This window comes from Candidatus Nitrosocosmicus sp. FF01, assembly GCF_047711275.1.
Lineage (GTDB): Archaea > Thermoproteota > Nitrososphaeria > Nitrososphaerales > Nitrososphaeraceae > Nitrosocosmicus.
Map to the genome: position 1 here is coordinate 112,729 of NZ_JBLNIG010000001.1, position 11,928 is coordinate 124,656.

An 11,928-nucleotide genomic window follows, 5' to 3' on the forward strand; every position below is an offset into this window, starting at 1 on the left:
CTATTCTATTCTATTCTATTATGTTTCGAGGCTTGTCCCTACAGATGACCTTGGATCCAACCTAAATATATTAAAATATTTGGAACGAAAAATTAAGTTATTGTACAGAATTATTTGTTTTCTTTCCTGGCTGCGATGGCCTTATAGAGTGAAGATATAGACATCATAGAACTTGAAGAATCTTTCTTGTTTTCCACATACTATATATACATTTTGACACTATTAAGTGTTACAAAAGTACATCTCGATATCCATTGACCATACATGAGAATATCAATAGATTAAGGTCGTTACATTGATTACTATTTTCATCACAGGCATTCCAGTATCACAAGTATCGATTGTTCTTACCAGAGTTGAATTTTCTCATTAGTTATCTGAATTGTCTTTCAGCCTGATTTTCTTAATTGTTCGATCTCTTGGGTCAATTGTGCCGTTTTTTCAGGCCGTCCCATATACGTCGCTCTAGTATTTTGAAAAGCAGTAAAATACCATTGTTTGCTATCTTTATGATTTATCGCAACGATCGTATGTATGGAATTTCTCTCGGGATTTATGCCTGTTTGATTGGCTTCAATTGTTCCACTTATGGCAACTATGATGGCTACATTTGGAATCGGAAATTTTATACTCTTAATTTTACCTATCAATAGACTTCCTTTAAGAAATTTATCAAAGAGCATTTGATGAAATTCGGCAATTTCACAACGACCAGACAAGTGTGTTCCATCAAATCCTATAAAATCTGCATCTTCCGAATATGGTTCTGCAAATTTTTGCCCGTCGGCCTCATTCCACCCTTCTATTTTTTTTCTATATAGAGCTTGCAACGCAATCATGTCTTCATTAGACATTATTTTTGTAAACGTGCTCCTTCACCATCATTACTTCCGTCCCCTTCATCATCCCCATCATCACCGCCTCCCTTCCAAAGTCTAAAAAGTGATTCATATTGTGCTAAAGGAGTTACAAGTCCAAGTTGCAGCATTAACATCAAGTCATCGCGCAAGGCCTTGTGTTCTATAACCTTGCCGTTCTCAAACCTGTGAGTATGAATGGCGTTGTACCTAAATTTGCGACCAGTTGGAGGAAATGCAAAAAAGGTTCCCGTATGGGTTCCACTAACGACATAATACCCAATTACCGTGTTATTATCTGAGTAAATTTCTTTTTCTTCATAATTAAGATCGGCAAATGCATTTCGTAATGATTTTACCGTGTCAGTAAACTCTGCGGGACCACTAAGCTGGTTTCGGATTTTAATCTGTTGTAATACACTTTCTGGTAGACCTTCAATGGAAGACGCATCAATATGAGATTCATGATTGAAATATTTCTCATGTATTAAATACTGTACATTTTCCAAATTTCCCGTATTGAGTATCTCGATTAGTTGTCTAACTTTCTGTACATTGTTGGACGGTTGTACTGCTGCCTCGTATGCATTTGTCTTATTGTATATTTTATTATTACTCGAGTTGGTTATTGTCAAAGGGATCATTTTTCCGTGTTGTTTAATGGATTTTGGCGGCCGTATACGTTATCGCTGAACGATTCTACATCCTTGTTTACAAATGTATTTTCGTTCTGCTCTAAAACCACCCTTAATTCTTGATCGTGATTTTTTCCTTTGAATAATTTCGTAAAATCTAGGGTGCTTATAATTGACTCCCGTTCTGAAATCTTGAGTTTATCAAACCAGTTGTGGATCTCGCCGATATTCGCCAAAAATATGTCAAAAAAATTATTGCTTGAGCTTTTCTTCTTTGTTTCTGGTAGATGTAGATGTAACTCCTGCTGTCTATTTCTTTTGAGAACAAGTTGTATTTTCTTGCTTTCGAAAAGCTGTTTTTCCATATACTTTCTTAGTTAGTTAATTATATAAATGTTTTAGTTACTAAATGATTTAGATTGTGAACTTAAAAGTTAATGTTGTTACTGCGTTGTTTTCTTTTTGACTCTGCCATCGACCGTACGTGGATTGTGGCGCCTTCCACGGCCTTGAGGGCTTTAGAAAGATAATCAGATATTACTTCTAATTTTTTGTCATCATATTCTGAAAGTATTTTATCCATACTCTGTTGCATTATTTCAAATAAGGGACCTATGTTCATCATCGCCTTTTCTCTAAAAGGAACAATGTATACGAGACGTCTGTCTTGTTGATCTCTTTGCCGATACACATATCCTGCTTTCTCTAATCTATCTACTACGCCAGTTATAGCACCGGCGGTAAGACTAGTTTCGCCCGCTAATTGGTTTCCTGTCAGAGGTTTTTCTGATCTCAGTATTACATCAAGACATTTATGGTCGATCTCGCTTAGTCCAAGATAGTTTGCTATCCATTGATGAAAGAATATTGTTTTTGTGCTTATATCTCTAGCAAGATAGTTGAGTAATTGGATTCTTTCTTTGCGTTTGCTAGATACCTTTACCATGCTTTTCATCTAATGATATGATAGATCTTATATTATCTTTTAGTTTATTAATCATTTAGATTCTAAATAAAGAAATCGCTCGTCAGATTTTTTGATATTAAAATGCTGCAGATAGCGCAACATTTTCGTCCAATGTCTAGTAGCAAATTAGGTGTGTCTACCTGTTTTTTTATTAATAAATATCCTTCATATTTTGTTTAGTTCCATGATTGGCTCTATTCGATCTTGAACTATGTCTTCACACACTTAAAATAAATATGCTATATTGTGTGAAAAAGCACTGCAGTACAAAAAAAGAGAAAAAATTAAATTTCTCTCAACAGTCTTGACGAGATCTAAATCTAAAATAATTGAGGATTCGGTCCTATATTTTGTAAAATGTGGTATCATCTCTTTTTTAGATTGCCTCACGACGATTCTCCTCAATCATTGTTTGATTGCACTATGAGTGATCAATTTTTGGTTCTCATCACTTTCCTGATGTAGCATTTTGCAACACCTTTGTAAGATTCTCTTGCCAGCTAATCATATTCACCGGTTTTGAAATAGCAATGTCTTTTCCATCCACTAGACCAGCCACAGGATGAGTCACATTGAAGAATCCCATTGCGCCTCTGTCCTCTGGAATACCATGCTGGTGAAATACATATTTTCCTTCCCAAGGCCATTTCATTTCAAATATTGCTGCATCTCCTGAAGATGTTGCCCACGTTTGAGTATGTACCGGTTCATTCATCCAGATGCCTGAAATCCAGGTTTTAAAGAGAGTTCCATGAATATGATATCCATATGCGGGCAGTTGGGATAGGTTAATCATGTATACCCTGGCTGTTTCATTTGTGTAGACTGGCAAGGGGTTATCATAGTAAATGTTTTCATAGCCATTGTAGAAAGCACTCTCAGGATCTGACGTGTGTATATCTTTGGTATCATAATCTCCAAATACTATAACAAACTCCTTGGCAGGCGGTAAAGGTGCCTTGGGGTCAACTATGAATGCTCCATATAATCCCATCCTAACATGTTCAACAACTGGCATCACATGACAATGGTACATAAGAGCTCCAGAAGGTGCTGCTGTGAACTCATAAGTAAATGTCTTATTTGGTGGGACAATCTCAAATACTCCGTCCATAGTACCGTTATGGCCACCATGAAAATGAACTGTATGAGGTAAATCTAGCTTGTTTATAAAGTGGACTATTACTTTATCACCCTCAGTTACCCTAAGTGTTGGTCCTGGGATACTTCCATTGTATGTCCAAGCTTTGATTTTCTTACTTGGAGATATATCCAGTGTAGCCTCTTCGGCAACCAATGTGAATTCTTTAGTATTTGAGTTTGTTTCATTTGCTGCTGTTGCTGTTGTAGCTGTTTGGTTAGCGGTACTAGATGTTGCTGTTGCTGTTGTCGCTGCTTTTGTGGCTAGCACTGATTCATGATTTTCCAAATAATGTGAGGAAGCAATGAAAGAAAAACTAATCACTGCTATTAGCATTATTGCTTTTGATCTTTGAATTGATATCGTTGAAAGCATATTGCCCATCATGATAATTGAAACCAGAAGTTAATAACAAAGACGTATTGTTTGCGTGTTGATGTATTCAAATGTGTTTGGATGTATTCGTACGATTTATTCCCACAGATCCTAATCCTTTGAATTCTTGCAAGTGTTGCTTCCAGTGATTATTTATTGTTGACAAAATGATAGACAATAATCATAGATAAGGGTAGTCAAGAAAATCTACAATTTTGAAACTTCCCTGATCATGGATTCTATTCAAGCTTGAATCTTGTGCCAAGAATGACACTTGCGGACAAAAATCTGTCTTATCCAATGGACTAATTCTTGTTAAATTTACTTCACAAAATTTTTTACTTAATGTTAACATAATTGGAATGGAACAATAAGATATCTCATCTTTCACTGATTCATTAATTAAAGATCAATTTTTTTTACTTGGTTTGCTTTATACAAAATATATTGTTTGATCTGTTTAATTTATCCACTAATAGTTTTAGTTATCCCTTTACTAAACAGCATTTCATTCTGTACAAACAGGTTACAAGCCAATACGATGATCCTGATATTCTTCAATATGTTAACCTGCTTGTCCCAGAAAAAATAAAAAAAGATATAAAAATAGAACTCAAAAAAACAAACACATCTAAAGGCGCAAACCTCGATAAATACAACAATAGTAATAGTAGCACTAATCATAGTATCTGCAATGATTTGGCTGATGATAGAGGGGATGATGATACTTATAATACTAAAGAAGATCTTTCTTATTCTTCTTCTACTATATCTTTACCCATTTCTTTTTTAGACTCTTTAAAGGAGTTATTAATTTGGTTTAAAAAGGATTTTATGAGATGGGTAGACAAAAATCCCTCTTGTGATAACTGCGGTCGACAATTAGCTTTGGAATATATTCCTGGTGATACGTGGGAGATAAGGGGTATTGAAAATTATTATTGTTCTTTTTGCAGTGCTGTATTTTCATTTCCTAGATATGGTAAAATCAAAGAAATTGCTGATAATAGAATAGGTAGATGTAGTGAATGGACATTTCTCTTTGGAGCAATACTAAACTCTGTTTCAATTAAAACAAGAATTGTACATGATTTTTTGGATCACTGCTGGAATGAGTCTTTTATTGGTGGACGGTGGATTCATATAGACTCAACTTTGACTTATCCAATCTCCTTTGATCATTGTTCTTACTATGAAAAAAATTGGAACAAGAAATACATATTTGTACTTGCATTTTCTAAATCAAATTTGGAAGATGTTACAGCTTCTTATACCATGAAATGGAATCAAGTCCTAAATCGTCGATCTGAACTAAAACAAACCCAATTAGATAAATTCCAAAAGTTTTATCAAAAAATTTAGCCCTAGTTTTTTTATTGCAGGCTTATCCGTATGATTAGATTGACAAAATAGCACCGGCAAAAAAAGGGAAATAAAAATTGATAAGTTGAAAAAATATAAATTTCCTTACAATTGTCTGTCAAATTCTCCTGTTATTACTTTTGAGTCAGGGGAAAGAAGCTTTGCCCATTCTTCATAACCTTGTTGACATTCTTTATCGTTGGACATTTTTACTACAAATTCATCTCTATGTTTCTTGTCCTTATATGACATGATTGTTACCCATACGTCTTCATCATCTGAGCTGGCTGAAACTAATTTTGAAATGTTTTCAAATCCTTCCCAACTAGTATTTACTGCAAGTCGAAATAACTCGTATTGTATCTCCTCTTTTTCAAACATTTCAGATGACTTTTTTTCAAGTTCTGTTAATGCTGCGTAGTTACTTTTTGGAGATCGTGCGATCATAAATTCAGAAAAACTATAGTGGTTTTTGTTAATGTGTTGTTGATTATTCATATTATATTTCAAAATTACACTAGATAGGATGAATAAAAAGGATAACTCCCCAAGGGGAGGTTTATTAATAAGAAAAAAAGTTGTTAATTACTCTGCCAAAGCCAAAGCGAAATAAAATGGAATTGTATCATGATATACTCAAAGGTATTTTAGATGAGCTAGCTGACAGCGAGAGCTGTAGTGGAAATGGTAAAGTAAAACCTACTCGCGTGCAGCTTAGGAGCAATCTTGCATATGATAAACTTGTCAAGTATCTTGATGAATTAGAAACCAATAAGATGATAATAAAGGATCCACTTCAAATAACTCCAAAAGGAAGAGACTTTATAAGAGATTTTGACCGGATTGCTTCCTTTTTGATAGAAATGGGTATAAGATACTTTGATTCATCGACAGTAGTGGGGTTGAGAAATTAACAATGAATAGAAAAGATGAAGTTGCTGATGAGAATCGTGAAAAGAATTATCGCCCACTTACATTTGTTGACCAGTTAGAAAAAAATAGACATATAGTGCTTTTATATGATGATCAAAAATATGCCTTTCGAATAATAGCTAGGTATTTTTTAAATGGTCTCACCAATGGTGAATCATGTATTTTCTTTACCTCAGATAATCCAGATGAAATTGAAAAGAGACTAAATAAGGAAGGTATCGATGTAAGATTTTATAAAAATAATAACTTGTTGCGTATCTATACCATCGAAAGATCAGATGAGAACAAACATGAAACTTTGAACACGCTTAGACATATAAGAAAAGATGCTACTGTAGGAATGAAGCCCCCATTTAGATTTGCAGGAAGAACGATAACGAATACAGAAACAATGGAAGGAATGAAACTAGGAATTGTTTTGGAAGAAGTTGGGCATAAAAACTTTGATAGTTTTGATAATTCACAATTATGTTTTTATGATATCTCTAAAATAGAAAAATCGATGAGACCAAAATGGATACAAAATCTTTTAAAAGCTCATCATTGCGTTATCTATGCATCCGAACCTAATAAAGCAGTAGCATTTGATACCAACTTACTTGAGGATCAAGAAGTATGAAGAATTCAAAAACTAAAACACCATGGTAGAAACCCTTGTTGGATTTTATATGGGATAAGATTAAGTTTTTTCTATTTTAGGTCAAATTAAACTCGTATCAAATCCCACAATTATGCATGCCTTGCATGAAAGAAGTGTGCAGATGATTGTTCATTTCGAACAATTTCAAATATCAAGCCAACTCCCAGCAATAAAAAGTTAATTTATTCATACTCTTTGTGAACTGATCGGCTTTTACTAATTTATCTAACATGGGTCTGTATTGTCGTTACTTGAATGAGCATATATAAAAATCAAGTAAAGTTCTAAATCTCTATTTTTGCAAAATTATACGAGGAATAAAGTATTAGAATAGGCTCTTGCTACCATAATTCGTTTATCTGGGGGGCAGAAAAATCCGATAGGATATCGGTATAAAACTTGTTTTTATGTTACCAGAATATATTGACCGTGAATCATGCGATAGCTACTAAGTAATTCTGATTGTAAGGGGGGGGGGTTCGTCTCGATGAATTCATTAAATTTAAGAATGTTTATAGCTGGATTACATCGGACCTAAAAATGTCAATTGTGATTCTCAGTGGATCGTCATATTACATAAATGAAGTAGAATTCATTACCCCAAGGCATTTGATGCCCAAAAGGAGAATCGTTATTGTGAGGCACAGATATACTTGTCCATAACATGAAATTATATTGTATATTATGCTATTTCTGTGATATCTTCAATAAACCTGTACTTCTTGACAGTAGGATGATCTATTACTTCTGTAAAAATACTAATTAGTTCACGTGTAAATTTGATATATTCTGTCCAAAGATCGCTGTTGCTTTCTAATTTAATCTGTTTGCTGTGACTAAATAAGTATGAATTATGTTTCCATCTGTATGTCGTAGGAGTAGACTTTTGATTTTCACTAATATAGACTCCATTATTGTGGAGGGAATTTTTGAAATGGATAACTATTTCTAAAAAATTTTCTCTGTCTTTATCCAATAAATCTAATTTCTTTAGAATCACTTCACATAAATCCTTTATGTCTCGTTTATTCTTCTCTCCATTTTCCTTACTGATATAATTTTCATCTCCAAAACACTTTTCACAAATTATTCTAAACGAAGACTCGAAGGTTTGAAAAACGGAATTAAAAAAAGAAAATTGCAAATACCGATCAATATATCTTTTTTCTATTTGACGAGACTCTAGTGTACTAGTTGAGAAGATCCGTTTATTTATCTTATATTTAGGTAGTTTTTTTGCCCACCAATCTTCTGTTGATAATGTGGTATCTGAAAATATCATTAAATGGATAGTAGAGTTTAGAGTGCTTATCAAGTGTTTATGAAAAGTTACTCTTGCATCGTTTTGTTTACCTCCTCCTGTACGTAAGAAATTTTGTTCTTTTGAATAACAAACCTGAAATAATGCTTCCAAGTTTCTTATTATTTGTGTTTTCTCCACTTTGGTTTATCTTGTTCGTCTCTTAGTTAACTATATTGGGATATGAAAATGTCAGACAAGTTAATAAAGACATTTAGAAAGCATTTAACCGATTTGCATTTTTTAGGCGACTTGATACATCTGCAAGTTTATTGATTTATCAATCTATTATGCTAGTCATATATTATTATCCTAAAAAATAACTTGGAAAACTCTTCTGGTGTAGTAATCATTTAATTGTGGCCCATTCTAAGTTCAAAATAACTCCTATTGTTTGCTCCTTTTGATCCTAAAATACTTCATGGAATCTCCAAAATCGGTACATACAATATAATTTTAGGTAGCTGTTTTGCTTTAATTTACTGGATAGTCAGAGGTTCATCATGAGTATGAAATGGGATTGCGCATAAACTAACATTCATCATATTGTATCTTCGGGGTTGGTAACTCAAAATTTCTTTGGAATATAGGAAGCCACAAACCATTCTTTCTGGTTTTTTAGACGTTTTGGTTAATAAATATCTCTTAATCCAGGTATTAAATCAAAAGCATTTTTGCCATCAAGCAGAATATATGTATCATGAAAAACCATGAACTTTTTCCTATCCGGTATTTTCTAACCTACACCGCTGATACCCATCACATCATAACTATCGTTCACAAGATACCTGTCGTAAAGATTTTGAATTTCAAACACTTGAACTATATCTCGATATGTGTAGACAAATCAATCCTTTCACCTAGTAGATGACTTGTTAAGCCTAATCCATCTAACATAGGAGCATAAATCTTATGATTGTATTTCCTTGGAAAAGAAACTATCTTATTCAAACACTACCCACCGTGACAAGATCCTTGGACTAGAACCACCGATTTATCAATTCACTAAGTTGACAATATCATATTTTTCTCTTTCTCTAGTAATAATTTAAGCTGTAATTTCAACTTGACTATTAATGTTGTATCTTTTGTAGAGGTTTAATACAATGAAACAGTTATGATAGTTTGAATCTATGTTAAGAACTTTAAACGTTGCTGGCATTCAAAATCTTTATCCTAACACATGAGATTCAGTATATTATAGTATTGGATTCTATTATCTATGGACAATGAATCTCAAATAAGAAAAGTTGTTGCTGATAGTCCTGTAATAGATTCGGTTCTGTATCCTAGTATTTTGAACAATAGTGTCACTATTGCTTTTTACCTTCTAATGTATTATCAGATTCAACTTGTTTTGCTAAAAGATTGATTATACGTTGAGACTCTAATTTGATTTATGAGCTATTGTTTACTATCATTTGAAAGGCGAAAAAATAGAAACATCATAAACCAAAATATTTTAAATTCATAGTGGTTTATTAGTTGCGATAACTATTCAGTAAGTATGAAGTGTCGTATATGTAATACTCCAATCGTAGTTGTGCCTTTAAAGATAGTTACCCTTGATAAACAGAAGGAGATTTACTATGATGTAATATTAGATATATGTGATTATTGCAATGGACCTGTGATAGGGGTTCGTAAGCACAATAGACAAGATTCTAGGCCGCTTAATGATAATAATAAGAATGAGTATAAAATCTTGGAAGATAAAATAGACTTTTACACAAAAGAGTAGTGAAAATAACGGGGTGTCCTAAACACATCTTAAAAGTCTCCCTCTACATAAAAAATGAGTTAGTAGATTAAATTTGGCGAAATAATTATACAGGAGGATTCTCCACAACAAACTCGGCTGATTTGTTTTTTCTTTTTGACATATGTTATCCTAGGAATCATTTTTAGAGGTTATTTACCAAGACTGAGGATTACACTCCGGTAATCATTAGCATCACTGTTTATTATCTCTACTATTCTATTATTTGAGACCATATTACGACAATGATAATGAATTGCAATATGTATTAAAGACTTTTAAATTCAATAACAATTGCTCACATGTATGCACCTAACCTGAATGACCAAAAATTAATAATGACTACTAAAACTATACCTATCAATAGAGGTTAAAATATCCTCTTATTGTACCCTAAATGAACCTAAATGAATCAAATATAAGCTTTAATTGAGACTGGCTTTTTCCAGATTCAAAATTATCAGGTAAATCTACAAACGCAATCATGAAACATCTATCCTCATTTTTATCATGACTTTTATTATTTTCATACATTACTATTGACCTTTCATGAAATAGATTCAATCCTGATTTGTCATCTCTAATGCTGAGAAGAATGCTAGCCGAATTAATGTTTTGAGTTTTATCGTTATTATTCTTATTTATTATTATTGGATGTTTATTTATGATTACATCTTCTAGGATTATTTCATCAATTTGAATAGATGATCTTAGGGCCATAGCAAGTGGGTGATAGCTGGGAGGACGATAGTACTGATACCGATGTGGGTTTTTGCTGTTTCTAAAAGAAGGATGAGGAGGATGAATCCATCCACATAGTAACATGTCGTTAACTTGGTTTTTTAGCTCATCTACTGAAACTCTTACGATTCCAAAATTAGTACATTCTTTGAATAACAAGACGGCATCAACATCAAATAGCATCTTGTAGTTTTCTAATCTCTTCCATTCAGCCGGATAGTGGAATACTACTCCCAATTTGGGATCAAGATATAATTTTACCCCAATTCAAATTCATGTAATCTATGCAAAAATTTTATTTAATACTTTGCATAAATTTAAGATAAAGGGAGAGATTAGTCATGCATTAAACCCTAACAATATCTCAAATTTTATATTTATATTTATGTTATGGTTAAGTCACTTCTTTACTGCTTTTTATATAAACCTAGTAGAAAATTATTCTAAAATTATCTTTTAGAACTAAATTTAATAAATATCTTAAAAAAGTGTTATATCAAATATTCTTGCATAAAAATTCAGCAATAAAATGTTAAAGGAAAATAACACAAAATTAACTGCAGTATTAGTTGTAGCAGTATTTGCCGTATTAATGACGCTTGGATCCGCCGCAGGATCGAATTTTCAAAGCGCTTTTGCAACCAATGGTGTGGATAGTGAACAATGCAAAGATGATGAAGATTACTATGAAGATCACGAAAAAGCATGTGATAAAGATCTAAGACTTCATTATGGTGAGGATTATGATGGTGATTTTGGATCTAAAACAATCGATGACGATGATGATGACGAATATGACTACAATGATAAATATGATGATGGTGGAAACTCAGCATCACAAGGAATAGCTCAATCACAATCAAGTGAACAAAATAGCCAAGTAGTATCCGGCGGAGATACAGAAGGTTCTGGTAACAACTTTAGCTTCCAAAACCAAGAAAATTCTGGAAGCAATGCTTTAGCTCAGGATGGTAATGGAGATGGTGGAAACTCAGCATCACAAGGAATAGCTCAATCACAATCAAGTGAACAAAATAGCCAAGTAGTATCCGGCGGAGATACAGAAGGTTCTGGTAACAACTTTAGCTTCCAAAACCAAGAAAATTCTGGAAGTAACGCAATAGCACAAGACTAGTTCAAAACCAATATTTTTTTTATCTGTATTTTAAGTTTGTTTGATTATCTAGATATAATTAATTATTTCTATAAGGTGACTAT

At 33.0% G+C, this 11,928-nt stretch carries 13 protein-coding genes; 5 read left to right on the forward strand and 8 right to left on the reverse strand.

Features of this window, described 5'->3' with window-relative positions; translation table 11 throughout:
* Positions 1-389 precede the first annotated feature (389 nt).
* The 5 genes from ACMT7R_RS00595 to ACMT7R_RS00615 form a co-directional block, all read right to left on the reverse strand.
* Positions 390-854: an SgcJ/EcaC family oxidoreductase gene (locus ACMT7R_RS00595; RefSeq protein WP_415309499.1), complete on the reverse strand. Its 465-nt coding sequence runs from the start codon at positions 852-854 to the stop codon at positions 390-392.
* Positions 854-1,492, reverse strand: coding sequence for an ester cyclase (locus tag ACMT7R_RS00600; protein ID WP_415309500.1), 639 nt, complete (start codon positions 1,490-1,492; stop codon positions 854-856). Before ACMT7R_RS00600 ends, ACMT7R_RS00595 begins: the two co-directional genes overlap by 1 nt.
* Before the next feature lie 5 nt (positions 1,493-1,497).
* Positions 1,498-1,857 (reverse strand): hypothetical protein, encoded by a 360-nt coding sequence (locus ACMT7R_RS00605; protein WP_415309501.1) that lies wholly within the window; start codon positions 1,855-1,857, stop codon positions 1,498-1,500.
* A gap of 62 nt (positions 1,858-1,919) precedes the next feature.
* Positions 1,920-2,438 carry a MarR family winged helix-turn-helix transcriptional regulator gene (locus tag ACMT7R_RS00610; protein WP_415309502.1) on the reverse strand — a complete coding sequence of 173 codons (519 nt, stop codon included), beginning with the start codon at positions 2,436-2,438 and terminating at the stop codon, positions 1,920-1,922.
* 469 nt (positions 2,439-2,907) lie between these two features.
* Positions 2,908-3,987, reverse strand: a complete 1,080-nt coding sequence (locus ACMT7R_RS00615; RefSeq protein ID WP_415309503.1) for a multicopper oxidase domain-containing protein — start codon at positions 3,985-3,987, stop codon at positions 2,908-2,910.
* 435 nt (positions 3,988-4,422) lie between these two features.
* Between ACMT7R_RS00615 and ACMT7R_RS00620 the strand changes: the two genes are divergently transcribed.
* Positions 4,423-5,337 (forward strand): transglutaminase domain-containing protein, encoded by a 915-nt coding sequence (locus tag ACMT7R_RS00620; protein WP_415309504.1) that lies wholly within the window; start codon positions 4,423-4,425, stop codon positions 5,335-5,337.
* Positions 5,338-5,442: 105 nt separating this feature from the next.
* On the opposite strand, the gene ACMT7R_RS00625 is transcribed toward ACMT7R_RS00620, so the two are convergent.
* Entirely contained in the window at positions 5,443-5,784 is a 342-nt protein-coding gene (locus ACMT7R_RS00625) for a hypothetical protein (protein ID WP_415309505.1), read from the reverse strand.
* A 167-nt stretch (positions 5,785-5,951) separates the two neighbouring features.
* On the opposite strand from ACMT7R_RS00625, the gene ACMT7R_RS00630 reads away from it, so the two are divergent.
* The gene (locus ACMT7R_RS00630; protein ID WP_415309506.1) at positions 5,952-6,251 is read left to right on the forward strand and encodes a winged helix-turn-helix domain-containing protein; all 300 of its coding nucleotides are present in this window, start codon (positions 5,952-5,954) and stop codon (positions 6,249-6,251) included.
* 2 nt (positions 6,252-6,253) lie between these two features.
* Positions 6,254-6,889, forward strand: coding sequence for an MEDS domain-containing protein (locus ACMT7R_RS00635; protein WP_415309507.1), 636 nt, complete (start codon positions 6,254-6,256; stop codon positions 6,887-6,889).
* A gap of 703 nt (positions 6,890-7,592) precedes the next feature.
* Here ACMT7R_RS00635 and ACMT7R_RS00640 read toward each other — a convergent pair.
* Positions 7,593-8,351 carry a hypothetical protein gene (locus ACMT7R_RS00640; RefSeq protein WP_415309508.1) on the reverse strand — a complete coding sequence of 253 codons (759 nt, stop codon included), beginning with the start codon at positions 8,349-8,351 and terminating at the stop codon, positions 7,593-7,595.
* A gap of 1,366 nt (positions 8,352-9,717) precedes the next feature.
* Here ACMT7R_RS00640 and ACMT7R_RS00645 point away from each other — a divergent pair.
* The gene (locus ACMT7R_RS00645; RefSeq protein ID WP_415309509.1) at positions 9,718-9,951 is read left to right on the forward strand and encodes a hypothetical protein; all 234 of its coding nucleotides are present in this window, start codon (positions 9,718-9,720) and stop codon (positions 9,949-9,951) included.
* Between the two features lie 411 nt (positions 9,952-10,362).
* Here ACMT7R_RS00645 and ACMT7R_RS00650 read toward each other — a convergent pair whose 3' ends face one another.
* Positions 10,363-10,947 (reverse strand): hypothetical protein, encoded by a 585-nt coding sequence (locus tag ACMT7R_RS00650; protein ID WP_415309510.1) that lies wholly within the window; start codon positions 10,945-10,947, stop codon positions 10,363-10,365.
* Between the two features lie 292 nt (positions 10,948-11,239).
* Between ACMT7R_RS00650 and ACMT7R_RS00655 the strand changes: the two genes are divergently transcribed.
* A complete protein-coding gene (locus ACMT7R_RS00655; protein WP_415309511.1) occupies positions 11,240-11,845 on the forward strand; it encodes a hypothetical protein in 606 nt (201 codons plus the stop codon).
* Positions 11,846-11,928: the final 83 nt, after the last annotated feature.

What these genes read in the sequence shown, in the direction of transcription:
- ACMT7R_RS00595 (WP_415309499.1), bottom strand. Translation starts at nt 854, where the DNA reads ATGTCTAATGAAGACATGATTGCGTTGCAAGCTCTATATAGAAAAAAA.
- ACMT7R_RS00605 (WP_415309501.1), bottom strand. Translation starts at nt 1,857, where the DNA reads ATGGAAAAACAGCTTTTCGAAAGCAAGAAAATACAACTTGTTCTCAAA.
- ACMT7R_RS00610 (WP_415309502.1), bottom strand. Translation starts at nt 2,438, where the DNA reads ATGGTAAAGGTATCTAGCAAACGCAAAGAAAGAATCCAATTACTCAAC.
- ACMT7R_RS00615 (WP_415309503.1), bottom strand. Translation starts at nt 3,987, where the DNA reads ATGATGGGCAATATGCTTTCAACGATATCAATTCAAAGATCAAAAGCA.
- ACMT7R_RS00625 (WP_415309505.1), bottom strand. Translation starts at nt 5,784, where the DNA reads ATGATCGCACGATCTCCAAAAAGTAACTACGCAGCATTAACAGAACTT.
- ACMT7R_RS00630 (WP_415309506.1), top strand. Translation starts at nt 5,952, where the DNA reads ATGGAATTGTATCATGATATACTCAAAGGTATTTTAGATGAGCTAGCT.
- ACMT7R_RS00635 (WP_415309507.1), top strand. Translation starts at nt 6,254, where the DNA reads ATGAATAGAAAAGATGAAGTTGCTGATGAGAATCGTGAAAAGAATTAT.
- ACMT7R_RS00645 (WP_415309509.1), top strand. Translation starts at nt 9,718, where the DNA reads ATGAAGTGTCGTATATGTAATACTCCAATCGTAGTTGTGCCTTTAAAG.
- ACMT7R_RS00655 (WP_415309511.1), top strand. Translation starts at nt 11,240, where the DNA reads ATGTTAAAGGAAAATAACACAAAATTAACTGCAGTATTAGTTGTAGCA.